Annotated in this window: 18 protein-coding genes; 9 read left to right on the top strand and 9 right to left on the bottom strand. The window is 64.3% G+C overall.

Annotated features, from left to right (window positions below):
* The 4 genes from NKJ18_RS23580 to NKJ18_RS23565 form a co-directional block, all read right to left on the bottom strand.
* Entirely contained in the window at window positions 1–1,209 is a 1,209-nt protein-coding gene (locus NKJ18_RS23580; protein WP_023669613.1) for an acetyl-CoA C-acetyltransferase, read from the bottom strand.
* Between the two features lie 31 nt (window positions 1,210–1,240).
* Window positions 1,241–2,410 (bottom strand): acyl-CoA dehydrogenase family protein, encoded by a 1,170-nt coding sequence (locus NKJ18_RS23575; protein WP_023696702.1) that lies wholly within the window; start codon window positions 2,408–2,410, stop codon window positions 1,241–1,243.
* Window positions 2,411–2,642: 232 nt separating this feature from the next.
* On the bottom strand, window positions 2,643–4,451 hold the full coding sequence (locus NKJ18_RS23570; protein WP_352710375.1) for an acyl-CoA dehydrogenase: 1,809 nt from the start codon (window positions 4,449–4,451) through the stop codon (window positions 2,643–2,645).
* Window positions 4,452–4,724: 273 nt separating this feature from the next.
* Window positions 4,725–5,183 (bottom strand): MerR family transcriptional regulator, encoded by a 459-nt coding sequence (locus NKJ18_RS23565; protein WP_023669610.1) that lies wholly within the window; start codon window positions 5,181–5,183, stop codon window positions 4,725–4,727.
* Between the two features lie 479 nt (window positions 5,184–5,662).
* On the opposite strand from NKJ18_RS23565, the gene NKJ18_RS23560 reads away from it, so the two are divergent.
* The 4 genes from NKJ18_RS23560 to NKJ18_RS23545 all read left to right on the top strand — a co-directional run bounded on the left by NKJ18_RS23560 (window position 5,663) and on the right by NKJ18_RS23545 (window position 12,987).
* Window positions 5,663–9,646, top strand: a complete 3,984-nt coding sequence (locus NKJ18_RS23560; RefSeq protein ID WP_352759885.1) for a peptidoglycan-binding protein — start codon at window positions 5,663–5,665, stop codon at window positions 9,644–9,646.
* A gap of 193 nt (window positions 9,647–9,839) precedes the next feature.
* On the top strand, window positions 9,840–10,763 hold the full coding sequence (locus NKJ18_RS23555; protein ID WP_023669608.1) for a sulfite exporter TauE/SafE family protein: 924 nt from the start codon (window positions 9,840–9,842) through the stop codon (window positions 10,761–10,763).
* Window positions 10,763–11,554 carry a TIGR02186 family protein gene (locus NKJ18_RS23550; RefSeq protein ID WP_023834315.1) on the top strand — a complete coding sequence of 264 codons (792 nt, stop codon included), beginning with the start codon at window positions 10,763–10,765 and terminating at the stop codon, window positions 11,552–11,554. The genes NKJ18_RS23555 and NKJ18_RS23550 overlap by 1 nt, the downstream gene beginning before the upstream one ends.
* Window positions 11,555–11,730: 176 nt before the next feature.
* Window positions 11,731–12,987 (top strand): Hsp70 family protein, encoded by a 1,257-nt coding sequence (locus tag NKJ18_RS23545; protein WP_352759882.1) that lies wholly within the window; start codon window positions 11,731–11,733, stop codon window positions 12,985–12,987.
* A 4-nt stretch (window positions 12,988–12,991) separates the two neighbouring features.
* On the opposite strand, the gene NKJ18_RS23540 is transcribed toward NKJ18_RS23545, so the two are convergent.
* The gene (locus tag NKJ18_RS23540; protein WP_023699495.1) at window positions 12,992–13,891 is read right to left on the bottom strand and encodes a LysR substrate-binding domain-containing protein; all 900 of its coding nucleotides are present in this window, start codon (window positions 13,889–13,891) and stop codon (window positions 12,992–12,994) included.
* Window positions 13,892–14,169: 278 nt separating this feature from the next.
* Here NKJ18_RS23540 and NKJ18_RS23535 point away from each other — a divergent pair, with 278 nt between their 5' ends.
* Genes NKJ18_RS23535 through NKJ18_RS23525 form a run of 3 tightly spaced genes read left to right on the top strand, consistent with a single transcriptional unit; the run spans window position 14,170 to window position 18,767 of the window.
* Window positions 14,170–17,100, top strand: coding sequence for a molybdopterin oxidoreductase family protein (locus NKJ18_RS23535; RefSeq protein ID WP_023703452.1), 2,931 nt, complete (start codon window positions 14,170–14,172; stop codon window positions 17,098–17,100).
* A complete protein-coding gene (locus NKJ18_RS23530; protein ID WP_352759880.1) occupies window positions 17,097–17,825 on the top strand; it encodes a 4Fe-4S dicluster domain-containing protein in 729 nt (242 codons plus the stop codon). Before NKJ18_RS23535 ends, NKJ18_RS23530 begins: the two co-directional genes overlap by 4 nt.
* A 3-nt stretch (window positions 17,826–17,828) precedes the next feature.
* On the top strand, window positions 17,829–18,767 hold the full coding sequence (locus NKJ18_RS23525) for a dimethyl sulfoxide reductase anchor subunit family protein (protein WP_023688708.1): 939 nt from the start codon (window positions 17,829–17,831) through the stop codon (window positions 18,765–18,767).
* Between the two features lie 12 nt (window positions 18,768–18,779).
* On the opposite strand, the gene NKJ18_RS23520 is transcribed toward NKJ18_RS23525, so the two are convergent.
* Complete coding sequence (locus NKJ18_RS23520; protein ID WP_352759877.1) at window positions 18,780–19,658, bottom strand: LysR substrate-binding domain-containing protein; 879 nt, start codon at window positions 19,656–19,658, stop codon at window positions 18,780–18,782.
* A 94-nt stretch (window positions 19,659–19,752) separates the two neighbouring features.
* Here NKJ18_RS23520 and NKJ18_RS23515 point away from each other — a divergent pair, with 94 nt between their 5' ends.
* Window positions 19,753–20,724 carry a quinone oxidoreductase family protein gene (locus NKJ18_RS23515; RefSeq protein ID WP_352759875.1) on the top strand — a complete coding sequence of 324 codons (972 nt, stop codon included), beginning with the start codon at window positions 19,753–19,755 and terminating at the stop codon, window positions 20,722–20,724.
* A 4-nt stretch (window positions 20,725–20,728) separates the two neighbouring features.
* Here the strand turns inward: NKJ18_RS23515 and pdeM are convergent, their stop codons facing one another.
* Both pdeM and NKJ18_RS23505 read right to left on the bottom strand, forming a co-directional pair.
* Window positions 20,729–21,445 (bottom strand): ligase-associated DNA damage response endonuclease PdeM, encoded by a 717-nt coding sequence (gene pdeM, locus NKJ18_RS23510; RefSeq protein ID WP_023669598.1) that lies wholly within the window; start codon window positions 21,443–21,445, stop codon window positions 20,729–20,731.
* On the bottom strand, window positions 21,442–23,946 hold the full coding sequence (locus NKJ18_RS23505; protein ID WP_352759919.1) for a ligase-associated DNA damage response DEXH box helicase: 2,505 nt from the start codon (window positions 23,944–23,946) through the stop codon (window positions 21,442–21,444). The genes pdeM and NKJ18_RS23505 overlap by 4 nt, the downstream gene beginning before the upstream one ends.
* Between NKJ18_RS23505 and NKJ18_RS23500 the strand changes: the two genes are divergently transcribed.
* Window positions 23,854–24,048, top strand: coding sequence for a hypothetical protein (locus NKJ18_RS23500; RefSeq protein ID WP_352759925.1), 195 nt, complete (start codon window positions 23,854–23,856; stop codon window positions 24,046–24,048). The two genes, NKJ18_RS23505 and NKJ18_RS23500, sit on opposite strands and share 93 nt — an antisense overlap.
* Before the next feature lie 141 nt (window positions 24,049–24,189).
* Here the strand turns inward: NKJ18_RS23500 and NKJ18_RS23495 are convergent, their stop codons facing one another.
* Complete coding sequence (locus tag NKJ18_RS23495; RefSeq protein ID WP_352759873.1) at window positions 24,190–25,050, bottom strand: C40 family peptidase; 861 nt, start codon at window positions 25,048–25,050, stop codon at window positions 24,190–24,192.
* Window position 25,051 lies beyond the last annotated feature (1 nt).

Here is a 25,051-nt window from a genome sequence, read left to right as displayed (position 1 = left end):
TCAGACGCGTTCGATAATCGTTGCGGTGCCCATGCCGGCGCCGATGCAGAGCGTCACCAGAGCGGTGTTCAAATCGCGGCGCTCGAGCTCGTCCAGCACCGTGCCCAGGATCATCGCGCCGGTGGCACCGAGCGGATGGCCCATGGCGATGGCGCCGCCATTGACGTTGATCTTGTCGTGCGGGATTTCGAATGCCTGCATGTAGCGCAGCACCACCGAGGCGAAGGCCTCGTTAAGCTCGAACAGGTCGATATCCGACAGCTTCATCTTGGCGCGCTTCAGAAGCTTCTCGGTGACGTCGACCGGACCGGTAAGCATCAGCACCGGCTCGGAGCCGATGTTGGCAAAGGCGCGGATGCGGGCGCGTGGCTTCAGGCCCATCGTCTTGCCGGCCTTCTTCGAGCCGAGCAGTACGGCGGCCGCGCCATCGACGATGCCGGACGAGTTGCCGGCATGGTGGACGTGGTTGACCTCTTCCACCTCAGGGTGCTTCTGCACGGCGACCGCGTCGAAGCCGCCCATTTCACCAGGCATGACGAAGGACGGGTTGAGCGAAGCCAGCGACTGCATGTCGGTCGACGGCCGCATATGCTCGTCATGATCGAGGATGGTGAGGCCGTTCTGGTCCTTGATCGGTATGACGGAGTTCTTGAAACGGCCATCGGCCCAGGCCTTGCCCGCACGCTTCTGGCTCTCGACCGCATAGGCATCGACGTCGTCGCGCGAAAAACCGTATTTGGTGGCGATCAGGTCGGCCGAAATGCCTTGCGGCACGAACCAGCCGGGCAGGCCGACGGACGGGTCCATGAACCACGCGCCGCCCGAGGCGCCCATGCCGACGCGCGACATCGATTCCACGCCGCCTGCAATGACGATCTCGTCGGCGCCTTGAGCGATCTTGGCGGCGCCGAAATTGATGGCGTCGAGGCCTGAGGCGCAGAAGCGCGAGATCTGCATGCCCGGCGCCTTGTTATCGTAGCCGGCCTCGAAGGCGGCGGCACGCGGAATGACGGAGCCGGCTTCGCCGACCGGATCGACGCAGCCGAAGATGATGTCGTCGACGTTTGCAGTGTCGAGGCCGTTGCGGTCGCGCAACGCTTCAAGCGTCCTGGCCGCAAGCCGCACCGCCGGCACCTCGTGCAGCGAGCCATCCTTCTTGCCCTTGCCGCGCGGTGTGCGCACGGCGTCATAGACATAAGCTTCAGCCATTTGCTTGCTCCTTGCTTTGCCGACGTCGCTCTCAGAGAGAGCGGCCGATCAGCAATTTCATGATCTCGTTGGTGCCGCCGTAGATGCGCTGGACGCGGGCGTCGCGGAACATGCGGGCGATCGGATATTCATTCATGTAGCCATAGCCGCCATGCAATTGAAGGCATTCGTCGACGACTTTTCCCTGCAGGTCCGAGAGCCAGTATTTCGCCATCGACGCCGTCACCGGATCCAGCCCGCCATTGATGTGGCGGGTGACGCAATCATTGTAGAAGACGCGGCCGATGGTGGCCTCGGTCTTCAGTTCGGCGAGCTTGAACTGGGTGTTCTGGAACTCGATGATCGCTTTGCCGAAAGCCTTGCGATCCTTGACGTAGTCGATGGTCAGCGCCAGGGCGCGTTCGATCATGGCGATGGCGCCGGTGCCGATCTGCAGGCGCTCCTGCGGCAATTGCTGCATCAGCTGGATGAAGCCCTGTCCCTCTTCGTGGCCAAGCAGGTTCGAGGTCGGCACGCGCAGATCATTGAAGAACAGCTCCGACGTGTCGTTGGCTTTCAGGCCGATCTTGTCGAGGTTGCGGCCGCGTTCGAAGCCTTCGGCCTCGTCGGCCTCGACGACGATCAGCGAGGTGCCCTTGGCGCCTTTGGCCGGATCGGTCTTGGTGACGACGATGATGAAATTGGCCAGTTGGCCATTGGTGATGAAGGTTTTCGAACCGTTGATCTTGTACTGGTTGCCGTCCTTCTCGGCGCGCGTCTTGACGCCTTGCAGGTCGGAGCCGGCGCCCGGCTCGGTCATGGCGATGGCGCCGATCAGTTCGCCGGTTGCCAGCTTCGGCAGCCATTTCTTCTTCTGCTCCTCGGAGCCGTAATGAAGGATGTAAGGAGCAACGATCGCATTGTGCAGGCCGATGCCGAAACCGTCGACGCCGACATGGCCGATCGCCTCGATGATGGCGCTCTCATGCGCGAAGGTGCCGCCGGAGCCGCCATATTCCTCCGGCATAGAGGCGCAGAGCAGGCCGGCGGCACCCGCCTTGCGCCAGCTCTCGCGGTCGACCATCTCGTTCTTCTCGAACTCGTCGTAGCGCGGCGCGATCTCTTCCGACATGAAGCGGTGCGCCATGTCGTAGAGCATGCCGACCTCGTCCGCCGCCCAGGCGGGCTTCGGCAAGGAGAGCACTTCGGCTGGATTTGTCATGCCGTTTCTCCCGCGCCAACGTCCCCCTCCCCCTCGAGGGGAGGGTGGCCGCGAAGCGGTCGGGTGGGGTCGCCGATGACGTGCTCGACCTTATCTTCGGAATTGACGCGGGTTTGGGGCATTGCGATCATCTCCTACCAAAGCGCCAACCAGCCGGCGCACTGCACGCAAGGACCCCTCCCGGCCCTTCGGGCCACCCTCACCTCAAGGGGGAGGGGGACGCCAGCCATTTCTAGAACGCTTCCGCAGGCAGCGCCATTAGCGTGTCCGCACCACTGGAAATGCGGGCGAGATGTGCCGATGTCTCGGGCATGATCCGCTCCATGAAGAAGCGCGCCGTCACCATCTTGTTATCGTAAAAAGCCCCATTTTCGTGGACAGATTGGGAGCCATTGGCCCCGGTCTTACCGAGCGCGGCCTTGGCCATCTGCGCCCACATATAGCCCAGCGCGACCAGGCCGAAGAGATGCATGTAATCGGTCGACGCGGCGCCGGCATTGTCGGGCTTGGCCATGCCGTTCTGCACCAGCCACATGGTCGCCGCCTGCAGATCGTTGAGGCCCTTCTTCAGCGCCTTGGTGAAAGGCGCCAGCTTCTCGTCGGCGCGGTTCTCCTCGCAGAACTCGCCGACGTCCTTGAAGAAGGCCTGCACGGCGCGGCCGCCATTCAGACCTAGCTTGCGGCCGACGAGGTCGAGCGCCTGGATGCCGTTGGCGCCTTCATAGATCATGGCGATGCGGGCATCGCGCACGAACTGGCTCATGCCGTGCTCTTCGATGTAGCCGTGGCCCCCGAACACCTGCTGCGCCATGACTGCATGGTCAAAACCCTTGTCGGTGAGCACGCCCTTGATCACCGGCGTCAGCAGGCCGGTATAGTCGTCGGCCGCCTGGCGATCCTTGTCGTCGGCGGAGCGGTGGGCGATGTCGGACTTGATCGCCGTCCACAGCGCCAGCGCGCGGCCGGCCTCATTGAAGGCCTTCATGGTCATCAGCGAGCGGCGGATGTCGGGATGGACGATGATCGGATCGGCTTGTCTGTCCGGCGCCTTGGCGCCAGACAGCGAGCGGCCCTGCAGCCGGTCCTTGGCGTAGGAGACCGCGTTCTGGTAGGCGATCTCGGACAGCGACAGGCCCTGCAGGCCGACGCCGAGGCGGGCTTCATTCATCATCGTGAACATCGCCTTCAGGCCGCCATTGGCCTCGCCGAGCAGCGTGCCTTCGGCCTGGTCATAATTCATGACGCAAGTCGAATTGCCGTGGATGCCCATCTTCTCCTCGATCGACCCGCAGGAGAGCGTGTTCTTCTCGCCCGGATTGCCCGAGGCATCGAGCTTCAGCTTTGGCACGATGAACAGCGAGATGCCCTTCACGCCTGCCGGCGCGCCTTCGATGCGGGCCAACACGAGATGAACGATGTTTTCCGACATGTCGTGCTCGCCGGCCGAGATGAAGATCTTCTGGCCGGATATCTTGTAGGTGCCGTTGCCGTTCGGCACCGCCTTGGTGCGCAGCAGACCGAGATCGGTGCCGCAATGCGGCTCGGTCAGGTTCATGGTGCCGGTCCAGGACCCCTCGACCAGCTTCGGAAGCCATGTCGCCTTCTGCTCGTCGGTGCCGTGGGTGATGATCGCCGCGATCGCGCCTTGCGTCAGGCCGGGATACATCATCAGCGCCATGTTGGCCGAAACCATGTATTCGGCAACCGCGGTGTGCACGGCATAGGGCAGCCCCTGGCCGCCGAACTCGACGGGCGCCGCCAGTCCCATCCAGCCGCCTTCGCGATACTGGTCGTAGGCTTCCTTGAAGCCCTTCGGCGTCGTCACCGAGCCGTCCTCATGGCGCACGCAGCCTTCCACGTCACCGACGCGGTTCAGAGGATGCATAACGTTTTCGGCGAGCTTGGCGCCTTCGGCGAGGATCGCCTCGACAACGTCGGGCGTCGCGTCGGCAAATCCGGGAAGGTTGGAGTAGCGCTGATAGCCCAGCACCTCGTTGAGCACGAACAGCGTGTCCTGGACCGGCGCCCTGTAGATCGGCATGTGTTTCCTCCACCATGCGGGTCTTGGCCGCGAGATCGAGCCCCGAAACATGAGGTTGGGGCGGCATGCGGGCCAATGTTGAAAGCGGGATAGCAAAAATTGACGTTTGCGTAAACGTCAATTTAGTCGCCGCGACAAAATTTACTTATGCCAGCCTGTCGCACGAGCGGTGCATGGCTTTGCGCAAAGCAAGGGGGGTCAAACAAAAAGAGCCGCGCGGGCGGCCGCGCGGCTCTTCCGTTCAAAGCTTTCGCCGGGAGCTGCGGAGCAAAATCAGCTGGCGGCGCTGGCCGGGGCCGAACGCTCGGACAGCATCTGGCGCACGGCCGACATCGAGCCGCTCAACTCGTTGATGGCGTCGTCGATCAGCGCGCGCTGCTTCTGCAGGCGGGCAAGCTGCTTCTCCGACTTGTCGAGAGCCAGCCGCAGCTGCTTGGTGTTGGATCCCGTCGGATCGTAGAGATCCATCATCTGCTTGACGTCGCGTAGCGAGAACCCGACCTTGCGGCCGAGCAGGATCAGCTTCAGCCGCGCCTTGTCGCGACGCGTGTATAGCCGCGTCGCCCCATCGCGCTTTGGATTGAGCAGGCCCTTGTCTTCATAGAAACGCAGCGTGCGCAGCGTCACGCCGTATTTCTTGGCCATCTCGCCGATGCGCACGAGCTCCTCACTGGCTTCGGCAGACATATTGTTGGTGTTGGCCGCGGCTTCGCCGGGCGAAACAAGTTTCATAGTCACTGGCTTTCCCCTGTCGTGGCATCGCGGTCTCGGACCTTGCAACGCCTGAGTGGAAGCGGGGGCATGCTTCCAGTCGTGGTTTCAACTAATTCATCGCAAAAGGCACGAACGGCGCCCCTCTTACGTTTACGTCAATTCTATATCGATAGCCGCCGCATGACGCAAGGGCGTTCTGGGATTGCGAAACCTTATGCCGCACCCCCGGCGCCGGGTCCGAACGGGCACCGCCTGTATTTCAGCAATGCCGTAACTTCTTAAGCTTGGTTAACACCTTGTTTACCACGATGGGTGAAATGTGCGGATGTCGGTCACCCGTGTTTATCCTGTAGCGAATTTTTCACGGTTTTTCGGAGAGCGGGCCTGGCCCGGGAAGCTCGTCTTCCGCCGCAGCAGTGCCGCGCGGCCGCCTTCGTTCCCGACAAGGACTTGGGAAACTGGCAGCAAGCCAGCCATTCTGAAAAACGGACGCATCGATGAACAGCAAGCGGTCCTATCTCGATACACTCAACGCCGGCAGGCCGCGCAGGCCGAACACCACACTTGATGAATTGAACCGCTCGCTGGAAACGCTGGAGCAGCGGCTGGAGCGCAAGCGCGAGGACGCCGCCGAGCGCTTCGATCCGCGCCGGCCGCCGGCAGAGCCGCGCTACGCAAGCGCCCAGCCCTACGCCCCGCCGCGCTGGTACGAGGACCCGCAGCCCACGCCGCGGCCGAAAGGCGCCGGGCCGGCCGGCTTCGACCAGAACTATCAGGCGATCGCGCGCGACATCGACCGCGTGCGCGGCCAGGAAGACAGCGTCGCCGTGGTCGGCAAGATCGCCGGCGAATTGCGTGGCCTGCGCGAGGAACTGCGCCATCAGATGACGGCCGGCCTGCAGCGCGAATTCGCCGCGTTGCGCAAGGACATCGAACGGGCCTTCCAGGCGAGCAACCAATCGGGTGGTCAGGCAGGCGGCTTGCCCGGCAAGGGCAGCGCCGAACTCGGCGTCGAATTCGAGCGGCTGTCCGGCGCCATCCAGACGCTGGCCGAGAAGAGCGACGACCGAAGCGTCAACATGCTGCGGCTCGAGCTCGAGCAGGTAAAGACGGCGCTCGACACATTGGCGCGCGAGGAAAGCGTGCTCAAGGTCGACCGCCGCTGGGACGATTTCGACCGCCGCTGGAGCGCGTTCGAGGACCGTGTCGACGCCGACCAGCGCAACCGCGCCGACGGCCCCGGATTTTCGACCCTGACCGACCGGCTCGAACAGATCAGCAATGCGGTCCACAATCTGCCGGAATCGCTGTCGCTGCGCTCGATGGAAGAAAAGGTCCGCACGCTTGCCGGCGCCGTCGATCATTTCGTCAGCCAGCAGAGCAACCGCGGCGGCGACACGCTTGGCCTGATCGATGAACGGCTCGACGAGATTTCGCGCGCCATCGTCGCCTCGACCGTCGCCGCACAGGCCAATTCCTTCGACCCCGAACCGTTCGAGCGCATCGAGAAGCGGATCGCCTCGCTGGCGCAGCAGATCGAGGAAGTCGTGCAGGTTCGTCCGAGCGGCGAGGTTCTCGACCGTCTCAGCACGCTGTCGAACAGGGTCGACGAGCTTGCCGGCCGCGCCAATCTGCCGGAACAGGCGATGGAGCGCCTCGGCAAGCAGATCGCGATGATCGCCGACAAGATCGACCGCGCCCCGGCCATGCCCGACGCCGACTATATCTTCCAGGGTCTGGAACAGCGCTTCGACGTGCTGTCGGGCATGATGGAACGTCGGCAGGGCGATGCCATCGAACAGGGCAACATGCTGTTTCGCGATCTCGAGCGGCGGCTGGACGAGGTTGCCGACCGGCTGGACCAGCGCCAGCCGCAGGCTGACAGCGCCGGCATCATGGACGCCATCGATGCACGCTTCACCGCGCTCGCCCAACGCATGGAGACGCGCATTCCCGATCCTGCCAACGAGGCGGCGATCCGCGGCCTGGAAAGCCGGCTCGAAGACATTTCAAGCCGGCTGGAATCGTCGGCCGCGCAGGTCGCCGGCATCGATCCGGCACTGATCCGCAGCCTTGAGGCGCAGGTCTCCAGCCTATCGGCGCATCTGTCGAAGCCCGGCACGCCGCTGCCGGAATTCGAGGACATCAGCCCGCGCCTCAACGAAATCGAGAAGTCGCTGGCCGGAACCCGCGAATCCATCATGGGCGCGGCACGCGAAGCAGCCGAGAGCGCCGTGCGCTCGCTGGCAGATTCCAACGCCAACACCGCGGCCGTTACCGGCCTTGCTCAGGATCTGAAGACGCTGGAAGCGCTGACGCGCCGTTCGGACGAGCGCAATTCACGGACATTCGAGGCTATCCACGACACGTTGCTCAAGATCGTCGATCGTCTGGGCTCGCTGGAGACCAGCGAACCGGCCGAGGCGGTGAGCGAGCTTCTGGATGCCCAGGCCGAGCCGGCGCGGCGGGCCCGCGCTGCACGCGCCTCCAAGATTTCGGTGCAGGACGCGCCGTCGATGGATATCGACCAGCCGCTGCCGCTGACCGGAGACATGGCCGATCTCGACGGCCGCGCCGCCGCCATCATGCGCAGCGAGCCGGATATGCGCAGCGACCCGGGTACGCGTAGCGACCCGGTCATGGGCAGCGAACCAGTGCGGCGCTCGCCAGCCGAAGCTGCCGCGGCCGCTGCCCAGGCAGCGCTCGGTTCCGACAGGATTGCCGAGAAAGGCGAAGGCACGGCCAAGAAGTCGCTGTTCGGAGGATTGGCGCGCGCCTTCAGGGGCAAGAAGCCGGCTGACATGCCGCCGCTTGCCGGCTCGGGGCCCAATGTCGACATGCCGAGCGTCGATCTCGACGAGCCGCTCGATCCGAAGCTCGCCAACCGGCCGTTGGAGCCGGGCTCCGGCGCGCCCGACCTCAACGCCATCATGAAGCGCGTGCGCGACGAGCGTGGCCCACCGGTGCGCCAAAACTCCGGCGATGCATCGAAATCCGACTTCATTGCCGCGGCCAGGCGCGCGGCGCAAGCCGCGGCCGCCGAGGCCGACGCACTGAAACGCCAGTCCACCATGAAGGGCCCGGTCAAGGCGCTTCGTATCGGCGACCTGCTCAAGGCGCGGCGCAAGCCGATCCTGATGGGAGCGGTCGCGATCATGCTGGCGCTTGCCGGCCTCCAGTTGGGCAAGGCCTTCTTCGCCGACCCGGTCGAGGTCGCAAGCAACGATACAGCGCCGATCGTCGCCTCGCAGCCGGTCGAGACTGCCTCGGTCAACGCTGCCAGCCAACCCAAGGCAGAACAGCAGGTGGCCGTGCAGGACGTGCCGGCCCGGATCGTCAGGCAGGCGGAGCCCAGGGAACCGGCAGCTGGCAACGATGCGCCAATGAATGCCGCCTCGGTCGCTGGGCCCGAAGTGCCGGCGGTGGAGCCCGCGCCGATGGCTTTGGCCGATCCGGCCCCCACGCCAAATGCAATGCTGCCGACCACCGCCACTGCGGAACCGGCGGCTGCCGACGCGCAGCCTGCGGCCGCCGTCATGGCGCCCTCGGCCTCGGATACGACGGCCTCGGATACTACCGGCGCCGTTCCGCCGGCTGATGCCGCGGCAACACCTGTCGTGGCCAAGATAGACGTTCCGGCCGATGCCGGCCCGCAAGCCTTGCGCGACGCGGCTGCCGGCGGTGACGCCAAGGCGCTGTTCGAGCTCGGTTCGCGCTATGCTGAATCGCGCGGCGTCAAGGAAGACATGGCGGCAGCGGCCAAATGGTACGAAAAGTCGGCCGAGCTCGGCTTCGCACCGGCGGAATACCGCATCGGCAATTTCTACGAGAAGGGCATCGGCGTCACGCGCGACGTCAAGAAGGCAAAGACCTTCTACCAGCTCGCCGCCGCGCAGGGTAATGCCAGCGCCATGCACAATCTGGCCGTTCTGTTTGCCATGGCCGCCGACGGCGTGACCGACAATGAATCGGCCGCGCACTGGTTTCAGGCGGCGGCCGATGTCGGCGTCAAGGACAGCCAGTTCAATCTCGGCATCCTGGCGGCAAAGGGCGTCGGCATGAAGCAGAGCCTGGAGGAATCCTACAAATGGTTCGCGCTCGTCGCCAAGACCGGCGACAAGGATGCGGCTGCAAAGCGCGACGAGGTCGCCACTGCGCTGCGCCCCGAACAGCTGGAGCGGGCGCGCGCCGCCACGGAACTGTGGAAGCCGAAGCCGCTCGACCCGGCGTCCAACTCGGCCGATATTCCTGAATCCTGGCAGGAAGGCACGCCGCAGACCACCGCCAGCGTCGACATGAAGAAGGCGGTCAAGAACATCCAGCTCATCCTCAACAAGAACGGCTACGATGCCGGCGGCGCCGATGGCGTGATGGGCGGCAAGACCAAGACCGCAATCATGGCTTTCCAGACTGACAACAAGATGCAGGCGACCGGCGAAATCGACGAAAAGCTGGTGAAGGCGCTGCTGGCGCACAAATAACGGCAGATGCGTCGCTAACGCGACGCCCTTGCCATACATTTGCCTGTTAACTGCTTGAGATGTTTTTTGTTTCGGTAGGGCGGCGGGGTTCGATCCCACTGCCCCGGCGGTGCAAGAAAGAATTGGCTTTTCGGTGCGACAATGCCCTGGAATGGCTGCAATCGCCGACAGGCAAACTGATCGAGACTGACGGGTGGGCATCTATCTCCCGATCGCGGAAATTTCCGTCAACGTCTTCGTGCTGCTGGCAATGGGCGCGGCGGTGGGTTTCCTGTCGGGCATGTTCGGGGTCGGTGGCGGCTTTCTGATCACGCCGCTCTTGATCTTCTACAACATCCCGCCGGCAATCGCCGTTGCCACTGGCGCCAACCAGGTTATCGCCTCCTCCTTCTCCGGCGCGCTCTCGCACATGAAGCGCGGCACGCTCGACTTCAAGCTCGGCGGGGTGCTGCTGGCCGGCGGCATCGTCGGCTCGACCGGTGGTATCTTTGTCTTTGCCTTCCTGCGCCGGCTCGGCCAACTCGATTTGTTCATTTCGCTGCTCTACGTCGTGCTGCTCGGCACCGTCGGCGGGCTGATGCTGGTCGAGAGCGTCAATGCGCTACGCGCCACGCGCAGCGGTGCGGCGCCGGTCTTGAAGAAATCCGGCCAGCACAACTGGATCCACCGGCTGCCGCTGAAGATGCGCTTCAGGGCCTCGAAGCTGTTCGTCAGCGTCATTCCGGTGCTGGGGCTCGGCGCCGGCATCGGCTTCCTGTCGTCGATCATGGGTGTCGGCGGCGGCTTCATCATGGTGCCGGCGCTGATCTATCTCTTGAAAGTGCCGACCAACGTCGTCATCGGCACCTCGCTGTTCCAGATCATTTTCACCTCGGCCTACACCACGCTTGTCCACGCCACCACCAACCAGACGGTCGACGTCATGCTTGCCTTCCTGCTGATGGCGGGCGGCGTTGCCGGCGCGCAATATGGCGCCAAGGCAGGACAGAAGCTGCGCGGCGAACAGCTCAGGGCACTGCTGGCGCTGCTGGTGCTGGCGGTCGCGATCCGGCTTGCCATCGATCTCTTCGTCACGCCGCCAAACCTCTATTCGCTGACCGCCGCGGGCCTGAACTGATGCCGCGGTGGGGGATTTTTTCGGCCGCCGCTTTGCTTATCGCCGTCGCTCTGCCGGCCGCAGCGCAATCGCCGAACCCCTTGCCGGAAGGCATCCAGATCGGTCTCTCCACCGACGCCGTGTCGATCACCGCCGGTTTTTCCGGCGCCGACCTGACCATTTTCGGTTCGCTGGAAAATCCCGACCCGCTGGTCGCGCGGCAGGGGCGCTACGACGTCATCGTCGTGCTCGAAGGCCCGCCGCGGCCGGTGGTGGTGCGCCGCAAGGACCGCGTGCTCGGCGTCTGGGTCAACCTGGAATCCGAGACCTTCGAGAACGTGCCGGTATCCTACTCCGTCGCCACGACGCGGCCGCTGCAGGACATCACCGAACCCAACAGCTACAAGCAGCTGTCGCTCGGCGCCTCCAACCTTTACATGCAACCGGCCGACGTAACCGACAGTCCGGCGACGATCGGGGAATTCACCGTGGCGCTGCGCGAGCGCAAGGCGGCGACCGGCCTCTACAGCGAGAATGTCGGCGGCGTGCAGTTCCTGTCGCAGAACCTGTTTCGCGCCACGGTGCGGCTGGCGCCCAACGTCCCGGTTGGAACGCATAAAGCCCGCGCGTTCCTGTTCAAGAGCGGCCTGTTCCTCAAGGAAAGCTCGGCCCAGCTCGAAATCCGCAAATCGGGTTTCGAACAGTCGATCTTCCGCGTCGCGCATGATTACTCCTTTCTCTACGGCGTCTTCTCCGTGTCGCTGGCCATGATCACGGGATGGCTCGGCAGGCTGATTTTCCGCAGGGATTGACGCGCAGGACCCATTTCCGGGGAAAAGGGGTTCCCCTTTTCTCAGTCTTGCGATAGACCGCCGCCTCCCAACCCTCGGGTAACACGCACAATCATTCGGCAGAACGGTCAGGCCTCTGGACGGCGCGCGCCTTGCGGACGCCTGCCACAGCGACGACCCAATGACAGGAGGCTGCAATGCACCAGGCATTTGGCGGCATCGATTTCGGCACGTCCAATTCTACGGTGGGCGTGATCCGCAACGGCCAGGCACGGCTGGTGGCGCTGGAAGGCGGACAGCCGACATTGCCAAGCGCGGTTTTCTTCAACTTCGAGGACGGTCACACCTATTTCGGCCGCCGCGCCATTGCCGACTACACCGATGCCATCGAAGGCCGGCTGATGCGGTCGCTGAAGAGCGTGCTCGGCAGTTCGCTGGCGCATGAGAAGACGCGGATCAAGGCCCGGCAGATCGGTTTCATCGACATTGTCGGCATGTTCGTCGGCCATTTGAAGAAGCGGCTTGAGGAAGATGCCGGCGCTCCGGTGGAGAACGTTGTGCTCGGCCGGCCGGTGCAATTTGTCGACGACGATGTGGAAGCCGATGCCAAGGCGCAAAGCGAGCTTGAAAAAGCGGCGCGCGCGCAAGGCTTCAAGCACATCGCCTTCCAGTTCGAACCGATTGCGGCAGCACTCGACTATGAGCAGGACGTGAAGCGCGAGGAACTGGCGTTGATCGTCGACATGGGCGGCGGCACGTCCGACTTCTCGATCGTGCGCGTTTCGCCGCAACGCGCCCGCTCACGCGACCGCAAGGACGATATCCTGGCCAACCGCGGCATCCATATTGGCGGCACCGATTTCGACCGGCTGCTCAGCATCGCCCATGTCATGCCCAAGCTCGGCTATCTCTCGCCCACAAAAGACGGCAAGCGCAACCTGCCGGCGAGCTATTTCATTGATCTCGCGACGTGGCAGCGCATCAACCTCGTCTATACTGCCAAGGCGATGACGCATCTGAGGCAAATCCGCTTCGAGGCCGTCCGCGCCGACCTTGTCGACCGCTTCATCCATATTGTCGAGCACCGTTACGGCCATGCGCTGGCCGGCCTCGTCGAACGAGCCAAGATCGCGCTGACGGATCAGGCTTCGGCCGATGTAACGGTGGCGCTGCCTGGCGCGCATTTCGCCGCCGAGATCTCGCGGACCGGCCTGGAAGAGACCATCGCCGCCGACATCGAGCGGGTGTCCGCTACGGTGCGGCAGACGATTGCCGATGCTGGCGTGAAAGCGTCCGACATCACCGCCGTGTTCCTCACCGGCGGCTCGACCGCCATCCCGCTGGCACGGCGCGAAATCCTGTCGCTGGTGCAGCAAGCCGCCGTTATCGAGGGCGACATGTTCGGTTCGGTCGGCCTTGGCCTGGCGCTGGATGCACAGCGGAAGTTCGCCTGATCGCTTACGCCGGATTGCTGACGGCCTCAGCGCCGAGATGCGCCTTGAGCGCCATCTGGGCGAGGCTTGCCTGGCGGTCGCGATGGGTGATCATGGCGAAGTCGCGCTTCGGCAGTTCGAGCGGCACCGACCGGAGACTGCCCTCGGCGACGGCGCGTCCGACGACGAGGTCCGAGATGATGGTGGCGCCGGCGCCGGCCTCGACCGCCTGGCGAACCGCCTCGTTGCTCGGCAGCACCAGAAATATCTGCAGGTCGCCAAGCGATATCCCCTCGCGGCGGGCCAGGTCCTCCAGCACCTCGCGCGTGCCCGAACCACCCTCACGGATGATCCAGCGCAGCCCTCTGATATCCGGGCGGCCCGGCGCGATCTCGGCGATTTCGGGATGCGAGGCGGCGACGACCAGCATCAACCTGTCGACGTCGACCTTGGTGCGGCGGAGGATGTCTGACTCGGTGCGCCCCTCGACCAGACCGAGATCGGCGGTGCCGTCGAGCACATTGGCCTCGACCTGCCTGGTGTTGCCGATGCTGACGCTTAAGCGCACCGCCGGGTAGGCTTCATGGAAAGAGGCCAGCCTGCGCGGCAGCCAGTAGCTGGCGATGGTCAGGCTGGCGGCGATCGACAGGCTGCCGGCGACCGTCTGCGAGACATGCTCCAGCACATTTCGGGCGGCGGCGGCGCGTTCCAGCACCGCCTTGGCCTCGGGCAGGAAACGGTGGCCGGTCTGAGCCAGCTCGATGTTGCGGCCGACACGGTTGAACAGATGAACGCCATGCTGCTCTTCCAAAGCGCGGATGGCCGCCGACGCCGCCGACTGGGAGATGCCCAAAAGCTCCGCCGCCTTGGTCATATGGCCGCGTTCGGCAACGGCAACGAAAATGCGCAACTGGTCCAGCGTCATGTGTGCATTAAGAACCAATTCCGATCGAATTTACAAGAACAACTGATTAGACGGATCGATAGCTTTATTCTACTTTTTCAGTCGAAGTTAGAAAAAATTCGCCAACAAATCGCGGCCAACAAAATGATCGGGCGGTTCAGATCCCTTTTTGCGCATTGGACCCGTGGCCTCAGGCGGCGGCTGGCCGGCGATCGATATCATCCTGAAGAACACTATATGCGTGGCCCCGGACCGAAGACGCGGGCCAAATTCGCAGGTAGCAAAAGCACGCCGGCATCATGAATCCAGCTGCGCCGCGCGGGGCCAATTCCGCACCGTCGCAACGGCCGCTTCCCAATACACGCGCGCCTGATGAAGGCGACGGTGTCGACACCTCGCCAACCGTTTCCGACAGCATCGCCAAGACCACCTGCTATATGTGCGCCTGCCGCTGCGGCATCGACGTCCACATCAAGGACGGCAAGGTGCGCTACATCAACGGCAACAAGGACCATCCGGTCAACCGCGGCGTAATCTGCGGCAAGGGCAGCTCCGGCATCATGCAGCATTACAGCCCGGCGCGGCTGAAGAAGCCGCTGTTGCGCAGCGGCCTGCGGGGCTCGGGTGAATTCCGCGAGATCGAGTGGGAGGAAGCGTTTTCGATTGCGACCGAGCGGCTATCGAATATCCGCCGAACCGATCCGAAAAAGCTCGCCTTCTTCACCGGGCGCGACCAGTCGCAGTCGCTGACCGGCTGGTGGGCGAGCCAGTTCGGCACGCCGAACTTCGCCGCCCATGGCGGCTTCTGCTCGGTCAACATGGCGGCCGGCGGGCTCTACACGATCGGCGGCTCGTTCTGGGAGTTCGGCGAGCCGGACTGGGACAATACGAAATACTTCATGCTGTTCGGCGTCGCCGAGGACCATGATTCCAACCCGATCAAGATCGGCTTGGGTAAACTCAAGGCGCGCGGCGCCAAGGTGGTGTCGATCAACCCGTGCCGCACGGGCTACAACGCGATTGCCGACGACTGGATTGGGATCCGGCCCGGCACCGACGGCCTCTTCGTCTTCGCCCTCATCCACGAACTGCTCAAGGCGGGCCGCGTCGATCTCGATTATCTGCTCCGCTACACCAACGCCCATGTGCTGGTCATCCAGGAGCCGGGTGCGGCGGACGACGGGCTGTTCCTGCGCGACAGCGACAACAATCTTCTCGCGTGGGACAGAGTGGCGAAGACAACCGTCAACGCAGCCGATGCGGATGCGAAGCCGGCGTTGACCGGCAGCTTCACGTTCGCCGGCCGCCGCTGCGTGCCGGTGTTTCGGCTTATCGCCGACCGCTACATGGACGACAGCTACGCACCCGATGCGGTCGCGGCACGATGCGGCATTCCGGCCGACACCATCCGCCGGATCGCTGCCGAACTCGCCCACGTCGCCTTCGAACAGACGATCGAACTGCCGGTTGCGTGGACCGACTGGGCCGGACGGCGGCACGAGACGATCAAGGGACGGCCGGTGTCGATGCATGCCATGCGCGGCATCTCGGCCCACTCCAACGGCTTTCACTCCTGCCGTGCCATCCACCTGCTGCAGGTGCTGCTCGGCACGGTGGACGTGCCCGGCGGCTTCCGTTTCAAGCCCCCCTACCCGCGCTCGGCGCCCCCGGGACCGAAGCCGGCCGGCAAGGTGGTCAGGCCGATGACGCCGCTCGACGGCATGCCGCTCGGCTTCGTCTGCGGGCCGGACGATCTCCTGGTCGACGAGGCCGGCACGCCTTTGCGCATCGACAAGGCTTATTCCTGGGATGCGCCGCTCGCCGCGCATGGGCTGATGCATACGGTCATCCGCAATGCGTGGGCCGGTGACCCGTACCCAATCGACACGCTGATGATGTACATGTCGAACATGGCGTGGAATTCCTCGATGAACACCGTCGAGACCATTGCCATGCTCACCGACCATGACGAAGCGGGTAACTACAAGATCCCCTTCATCATCTATTCCGACGCCTATTATTCCGAGACGGTGCCGTTCGCCGACCTGGTGCTGCCCGACACCACCTATCTCGAACGTCACGACTGCATCAGCCTGCTCGACCGGCCGATCAGCCATGCCGACGGGCCGGGCGACGCGATCCGCCATCCGGTGGTCGAATCGGACCGAGATGTCAGGCCGTTCCAATCGGTGCTGATCGAACTTGGCGCTCGGCTTGGCCTGCCCGGCTTCGTCGAGGACGATGGCTCGGCCAGATATGCCGACTATGCCGACTACATCGTCAATCACGAACGCACGCCGGGCATCGGCCCGCTGGCCGGCTGGCGCGGCAAGGACGGCACTTCCGTCGGCAAGGGCGAAGTCAATCCCGACCAGTTGCAGCGCTACATCGGCAATGGCGGCTTCTGGCACCAGGATTTTGCTGAGGACCAGCGCTATTACAAGATGGCCAACCGCTCCTATCTCGACTTCGCAGAGCAGATGGGGTTCATCCCCAAGGCCGAGCCGATCGTGTTCCAGCTCTATTGCGAACCGATGCAGCGCTTTCGCCTCGCCGCGCGCGGTCATGGTCGCGTCCAGCCGACCGAGAGCGAACGCCAGCGCATCGAGACCTATATGGATCCGCTGCCGTTCTGGTTTACGCCGTTCGAAGAGGCCGCGGTCGATCCGCAGAAATACCCGCTGCATGCGCTGACGCAGCGGCCTATGCACATGTATCATTCCTGGGGCTCGCAGAATGCGTGGCTGCGGCAAATCACCAGCCAGAACCGCCTGTTCGTGCACCACCAGACCGCGGCAGTTCTCGACCTGGCCGACGACGACTGGGTGTGGATCGAAAGCATCAACGGCCGGGTGAAGGGACAGATCAAGCTGGTCGACGGGGTCAATGCGGATACGGTCTGGACATGGAACGCCATCGGCAAAAGGCGCGGCGCCTGGGGGCTGAAGGACAACGCCGCCGAGAGCAATCGCGGCTTCCTGCTCAACCACATCATCGGCGACCAGACATCGGCTGACGCGAAAGGCAAACGCTATTCGAATTCCGATCCGGTGACCGGCCAGGCGGCGTGGTTCGACCTCAGGGTACGCATCGTCAAATGCTCTGATGAGGAAGCCGGCTTCACCGAACCGCAATTCGAGCGTTTCAGCCAGCCGCCAAATGTCGAGCCTTCGCCCGACATCCTTCGCTTCGGCGCCGAGTTCCGCGTCAATAGGGAAGCCGTGGAATGACCTGCCTTCCCGCCCATACAGACAAGAAGCTTGGCCTGGTCATCGACCTCGACACCTGCGTCGGCTGCCAGGCCTGCGTCACCGCCTGCAAGGAGTGGAACACCGGCGGCCACATGGCGCCACTGACCGACATCGACCCCTATGGCGGCCGTGTCGACGGCGTCTGGTTCAACCGCGTGCACAGCTATGAGCACACGACCGAGGCGGGCGGGCGCACGGTCAACTTTCCGCGCTCCTGCCTGCATTGCGAGACGCCTGCCTGCGTCACTGTCTGCCCGACCGGCGCGTCCTACAAGCGGGCGTCGGACGGCATCGTGCTGATCGACGAAAGCAAATGCATCGGCTGCAAACTGTGCAGTTGGGCCTGCCCCTATGGCGCGCGCGAATTCGATACCGACGTCGGCGTGATGAAGAAATGCACGCTGTGCGTCGATCGCATCTACAACGACAATCTGGCCGAGGAAGACCGCGTGCCGGCCTGCGTTGCCGCCTGCCCGACCAGCGCCCGGCATTTCGGCGATCTCGGCGATCCCTCGTCGGCTGTCTCGCAACTGGTGGCGGAGCGTGGCGGCGTCGACCTGATGCCGGAGATGGGCTACAAACCGACCAACAAATATCTGCCGCCGCGCGCCCAGCGCGCCGCATGGGTGCCGGCGCCAAGGCTCGAGCCAATCACGGCCGAAGGCGGTTTTCTCGGCTGGATCGACCGCATGCTTTCGAACTGACCAATGCATCCAGCCTTTTCCGTCGTCTTCTTCACAACTGCCACAGGAGCGGGCTACGGCCTGCTGGCGCTGCTTGGCGTGCTTGGCGGACTGGGTTTTATCCCGGCCCATTTCTGGCTCGGCCTTATCGGCATGGGGCTGTCGCTCGGCCTGATCGCCGCCGGCCTATTGTCCTCGACCGGCCATCTCGGCCGCCCCGAACGTGCATGGCGCGCCTTCTCGCAATGGCGCAGTTCCTGGCTGTCGCGCGAAGGCGTGGCCTCGGTCGCGACCTTCATTCCCGCCGGGCTGTTCGGCATCGGCTGGGTGTTTTTTGGCCGCACCGGAGGCTGGATGGCCATCGCCGGGTTTCTCGCAACAATCGGCGCAATCGTCACCGTCTGCACCACCGGCATGATCTATGCCTCGCTGAAGCCGATCGCGCAGTGGCATAGCCCGTATACGCTGCCGGGCTATCTCATCTTTTCGGCGATGACCGGCAGCGTGCTGTTGAACGCGCTGCTGCAGGCTTTCGCCATCAGCCCGACCGCCGTTGCGGTAGCCGCCCTGCTGCTGACCTTGCTCGGCTGGGGCTGGAAGCTGGCGACGTGGCGATACAATGACGCGCTGGAGATCGCGACCACCGCCAACACGGCGACAGGCCTCGCCGGAGGGACGGTGCGCTCGCTGGAATGGCCGCACACCGAGGAGAACTACCTGCTCAAGGAAATGGGCTTTCGCATCGCCCGCAAGCACGGTGCAAAGCTGCGGCTGATCACGCAGTTGCTGGCTTTCGCCTTGCCTGCCCTGCTGCTGCTTTCTGTCTTATTCGCTTTGCCCTGGCCATTCGCAGCGGTGCTGTCGGTGCTTGCGGCAACCGTCCAGTTCGCCGGCATGCTGGTCGAGCGCTGGCTGTTCTTCGCCGAGGCCAAGCACACCGTCACCCTCTATTACGGCCGGTAGAGCGTCCCGCCGTCAGGCGGCCCGTGCTCGTGGCGCCGCCGGCAAATCCTTAAGCAGGATTTCGATCGCGGCATCGATTACAGCTGTCCTGCGGTCGTGCGCGTAAAGGCCGTATTGGACCGTGAGCGGCTCGGGCAGGCCGGCTGACGTCTTCAGCACCCGCATCGAAGCAGTGCGCACGGATTCGGGCGGAAGCAGTCCAACGCCCAGTCCGTTCTCGATCGCGGCCTGAAGGCCGGTGACGCTCTGGCACGACAGGACGATCCGGTGCTCCCGGCCGGCGGCGACCAGCGCCTCGATCATCCGCCTGCGCCAAGGGCAGGTTGCGCCGAAGGCGGCGAGATCGAGTGGCCGGTCATGGTCCAGCACATAGTCCTGGGCGCAGACCCACTGCAGTTCGACGTTCCATGTCGTCACGGCATCGGCCGCGACGACGGATGTCGGGGCAATCATGACATCCAGCGCATCCTCGCTCCACAGCCGTCCCAGCGCGACGCTGTGCTCGACCATCGCGTCGAGGCTGATGTCGGGATAGGTGCGATGCAGCCGCCCAAGCGCGGCCGAAAGCGCGGCCGTGGTGACCTCTTCGGCAAGACCAATACGCACGCCGCCGCCAATGCTAGCCTGCTGCAGACGCGCCACCGCTTCATCGCCGAGAGCGAGGATGCGGGTCGCGTATCCCAGAAAGAGCTCGCCTTCCGCAGTCGGCACAACGCCGCGGCCGGTGCGCTGGAACAGATGCCGCTGGAGCAGGCCCTCGAGCCGACGCATCTGCATGCTCATCGCCGATTGGGTCTTGCCGGTCTGCGCGGCGACCCTGCTCAGGCTACCTTGCCGGCAGACCGCGACATAGGTGCGGAGAAGGTCGAGGCCGATCTGTTCAGATATCATTTTGTTTGAACTCTGATGTCATAGGTATCAGTCTACAATGATATCTCGCCACGCGCTATCTCACACTCAAGAGAACAGCGCAGGAGAGAAAACCATGAAAGCGATCCGTGTTCACCGCCATGGCGGGCCAGATGTGCTCGCCTACGAAGATGTCGACATCGGCCAGCCCGGACCGGGCGAGGTGCGCGTGCGCAACCGGGCGGTCGGTCTCAACTTCGTCGACATCTATTTTCGCACCGGCGAATACGCGCCGCCCGCTCTGCCATTCATTCCCGGCAATGAAGGCGCCGGCGAAATTGTCGCCGTCGGTGAAGGCGTCAGCGGCTTCGCGCCTGGCGACCGAGTCGCCTATGTCGAGACGCTCGGCGCCTATGCCGAAGAACGCATCGTGCCGGCGCATTTCGTCGTGCATCTGCCCGACGCCATCGATTTCGAGACGGGCGCGGCCATGATGCTGAAGGGGCTGACGGCGCAATATCTGCTGCGTCGCACGTTTCGCGTCGAGGCGGGCCATACAATTCTGGTGCATGCCGCAGCGGGCGGCGTTGGCCTCATCCTGACGCAATGGGCAAAGCATCTCGGCGCCATCGTCATCGCCACGGTCGGTTCACCCGAAAAGGCCGAACTTGCGCGCGCCAATGGCTGCGACCATGTCATCGACTACAGCAAAGAGAATTTCGCCGCACGGGTGAAAGAGGTCACCAACGGCGAGGGCTGCCACGCCGTCTATGACGGCGTCGGCAACGCGACCTTCCCGGCCTCGCTCGACTGCCTGCGGCCGTTCGGCACCTTCGTCAGCTTCGGCACAGCGTCGGGATCGATCCCGCCCTTCGACATCATGCTTTTGATGCAGAAGGGTTCGCTCTTCGCCACCTGGCAGTTGCTGTTCCATCATCTCGCCAGACGTGAGGACGTCGTCGCCATGAGCGGGGAGCTGTTCAGCGTCGTGCTCAGCGGCGCAGTGAAAATCCCGGTGCACACAAGCATGCCGCTTGCCGAAGTGGCGGAGGCGCATCGCCGGCTCGAAGCACGGCAGACGACAGGCGCAACCGTGCTTATACCGTAGAAACTCAGCCCGGCCGCAGCATCGAACCGGAAATGGCGAAGATGCGCGCGGCGCCCATCATATAGGCTATCAACGTCTCGCGGCGGAACAGGCCGGCATAGGCGCGGTCGAGCACGTTGAGCGAGCCGGTATAAGCGCCGAAGGCCGGCATGATCATGCGGCCGCCATCGCCGGCAAAGCAGCGCCGCCGCACCGAGCGGCCCTGCTGGACGATGCGGGCGCAAGGGTGAAGATGGCCGGCGACTTCGCCCTCGGTTCTTATCTTCGACGGCTCGTGGCGGAACAGCAGCGAGCCGATGGCGAGTTCGCGCACCGTCTCGCCGGGCAAATCCGCCGGCGCTTCCGGGTCATGGTTGCCGGCGACCCAGAACCAGTCGCGGCCGGCCATCAACGCTTCCAGCCGATCGCGGAAGGTTTGATGCATGCGCTCGGCGCCGCCGCCGTCGTGGAAGGAGTCGCCCAGGCTGATGACGATGGCCGGCTGGTAGTCCGCGATTACCGCCTGCAGCCGGAGCAGAGTGGCGCCGGTATCGTAGGGCGGGATCAGTGCGCCGCGCCTGGCGAAGGACGAGCCCTTTTCCAGATGCAGGTCGGAGACCGCGAGCAGCCTCAGATCGGGGAAATAGAGCACGCCGCGCGAATCACAGACCGCGCGCTCGCCGGCGATGCCGACAAAGTCGGCCTCGGCGATCAGCGATGCCCGCGCCAGCGAAAAATTCATTCCTCAACCATCCCAGGACCCATGGCTTCCTCGACCAAAGTCGCGGCATCCATCAGCAGCGTTTCGTCGGCCTCGCCGTTCACCGGCATCTTGCCGATTTCGAGCATGATCGGCACGGCCAGCGGCGATATCTGTTCGAGTGCCTTATGCACGATTCGACCCTGGATACGCGAGAGCATGTCGGCAAGTCTGCTGACATCGAGCAGACCGGTCGCCGCGTCGGCGCGCGTCGCCTGCAGCAGGATGTGGTCGGGCTCATGGCTGCGCAGCACGTCATAGATCAGATCGGTCGAGACGGTGACCTGGCGGCCGCTTTTCTCCTGGCCGGGGTGACGTTTCTCGATCAGGCCTGAAATCAGCGCGCAGTTGCGGAAGGTGCGCTTGAGCAGCCAGCTGTCGGCCAGCCAAGCCTCGAGGTCGTCGCCCAGCATGTCCTGGTCGAACAGAGCGCCAAGCGAAGGTTTCCGCGATTTGAACATCGCGCCCATATCGCCCAGCGACCAGATGGCCAATGCGTAGTCGGTGGCGACGAAGCCAAGCGGCCTGGCGCCGGCCCTGTCCAGCCGGCGGGTGAGCAGCATGCCGAGCGTCTGGTGCGCCAGCCTGCCCTCGAAAGGATAAGCGACGAGATAGTGACGGTTGCCGCGCGGAAAGGTCTCGATCAAGAGGTCGTCGCGTTTGGGCAATACCGATTTGTCGGCCTGGAACCGCAGCCAGTCCGATACCTGCTCGGGCAGCTTCTTCCAGCGCTGCGGGTCGTCCAGCATGGCGCGCACCTGCTCGGCGAGGTAAGTCGAAAGCGGAAATTTGCCGCCGCCATAATAAGGAACCTTGGCGTCGCTTCCCGGCGCATTCGAGACGAAGCATTCGTTCTCGCGGATGCCTTCGAAGCGCAGCACTTTGCCGGCAAACATGAAGGTGTCGCCATGCGTCAGCGTTTCGAGGAAGGCCTCCTCGATCTTGCCCAGAGCCCGGCCGCCGTGCGAAGCCGAGCCTTTGCTGCCGGCCTTGACGTAACGCACATTGAGCGCCGGCACCTCGATGATGGTGCCGACGTTCAGCCGATATTGCTGCGCGACGCGGGGATTGGAGACCCGCCACATGCCGTCCTTGTTGAGGCGGATGCGGGCGTAGCGCTCGTAGTTCTTCAGTGCGTAGCCGCCGGTGGCGACGAAATCGATGACGCGGTCGAATGTCGGCCGGTCGAGGCTGGCATAGGGCGCTGCTGTCAGCACTTCCTCGTAGAGATCGTCGGCGCGAAACGGCGCTCCGCAGGCGCAGCCCAGCACATGCTGGGCCAGCACATCGAGCCCGCCATTGACCAGCGGCGGCGTATCCTGGGCGCCCAGATAGTTGGCGTCCAGCGCTGCCCGGCACTCCAGCACCTCGAAACGATTGGCCGGGATGAGGATCGCCTTCGACGGCTCGTCCATGCGGTGGTTGGCACGGCCGATGCGCTGCGCCAGCCGGCTGGCGCCCTTGGGCGCCCCGACATGCACGACCAGATCGACGTCGCCCCAATCGATGCCAAGGTCGAGCGTCGAGGTGGCGACGATGGCACGGAGCGCGTTTTCCCCCATCGCCTTCTCGACGCGTCGGCGCTGGGCGACATCGAGCGAGCCGTGATGCAGCGCGATCGGCAAGGTATCCTCGTTGACCCGCCACAATTCCTGAAACAGCAGCTCGGCCTGGCTGCGGGTGTTGACGAACAGCAGGGTGGTCTTGTGGCGCTTGATCTCGCGGTAGATTTCCGGCGTCGCATAGCGCGCCGAATGGCCGGCCCATGGCACGCGCTCTTCCGAATCGAGGATCGAGATTTCGGGCTTCGCGCCGCCGGTTACGACGATGAGCTCAGACATATCGGGACTTGCCAGGCCTTTGGGCGGATTCTGGCTCACCAGCCAGCGCCGCAACTCGTCGGGCTCGGCCACCGTTGCCGACAGACCGATCGTCTGCAGGCCGGGCACGATGCTGCGCAGTCTCGCCAGGCCGAGTGCCAGCAGATGGCCGCGTTTCGATGTCACCAGCGAATGCAGCTCGTCGAGCACGACATAGCGCAGGTTCTCGAAGAAGCGCCCGGCATCGCCGGCCGCGATCAGCAGCGCCAATTGCTCGGGTGTGGTGAGCAGGATATCGGGCGGCGCCAGCTTCTGGCGCTGCCGCTTGTGGGAATGCGTGTCGCCGGTGCGCGTCTCGATGGTGACGGGCAGGCCGATCTCCTCCACCGGCTTGCCGAGGTTGCGCTCGATGTCGACGGCCAGCGCCTTCAGCGGCGAGATGTAGAGCGTATGGATGCCGCGCCGTGTCATACCGGCTTTGCGTCTGGGGCGGTTGGCCAGTTCGGTCAGCGATGGCAGGAAGCCGGCCAGCGTCTTGCCGGCGCCGGTCGGTGCGATCAAGAGCACCGATTGCCCGGCTTGAGCCTTCGCCAGCAGCTCGATCTGGTGAGCGCGCGGCGACCAGCCTTTTTCGCCGAACCATCTGATGAATGGCTCGGGCAGAAGGACGGCGGCATTCTGTTTGGCAAGGCGCGGCTGCTCGGTCACGCGAAAGAGGTAGCGCGATGGCGCGCGATCGCCAAGGAAAATCGGAACAAAAGGTGATCGGGTGAGCTATCCCTCGCCGCGTTTACGGGGAGAGGATGCCGGCAGGCAGGTGAGGCGCAGCGCGACCTTTCAGTCGCTGGCGTCGCCCCTCATCCGCCCTTCGGGCACCTTTCCCCGTGAACGGGCGAGGAAGAGGCGCTAGGGCCGCCGAAACCCAGTCGGCCCGCCATACAGATACCCAATCCGATCAACCGCATCCTTCAGCCCTTCGCGCGAGACCAGCATGGTGTGGCCGTTGGCGTGGATCATTGTCTCGGCGTCGGTCATGATCGCGACATGGCCCTTCCAGAACACCAGGTCGCCGCGTTTCAGTCCGGCATAATCGAATCCCGGATCGAGCGGCTCGCCGAGGCCTGCCGCCTGCATGTCGGAATCACGCAGCACATTGCGGCCGGCCATGCGCATGGCCAGTTGCACAAGGCCCGAACAGTCGATGCCGAAGCCGGAGGTGCCGCCCCAGAGATAGGGCGTGCCGAGAAACATCTCGGAGACCGAGACATAGTCGGCGGCGATGTCACTGACCGGGCAAATATGGCCGGCGCTCAGCGCCTCGCCGGAGGGCAACAGCGCATAGTGCGTGCCGCGCGTTTCGGCGGCACCGGTTACCGTCACCGTCGAGCCCATCGACAATTGGCCGCTGATCGGGAAGCGCAGATCCGGGCCAGGATAGAGGAAGGTGCGCGGCGCCGTGACGATGTGGGTTGGCGCATGCTCGCGTGCGCCCAGCATGGTGGCGCCGACGTAGCCGACATAGCCGTCGCGTTCGGCCTGGACCCAGGCCCATCCCTCGGCTTCCTCGAAGACAAGCACATCGTCGCCGAACAGTACCTGGGTGTTGACGCCGGCATCCGGGCGCGGAGCCTTGCGCACGTCAGCCACGGAGGCTGTGATCCGAGCCGGACGGCCGGTGACGAAGCGATCGGCCGAAACCTTCCCTTTCAGCCTTGCATCGGCGAGGTCGGAACGGAAGGCGTGGAGGCGGGCATCCCTGGCAGTCAAA

It is taken from the genome of Mesorhizobium sp. M0217 (genome assembly GCF_040321955.1).
GTDB lineage: Bacteria > Pseudomonadota > Alphaproteobacteria > Rhizobiales > Rhizobiaceae > Mesorhizobium.
The sequence above is the reverse complement of the archived record's forward strand: the minus strand, read 5'-3'. Positions and strand labels throughout refer to the sequence as shown.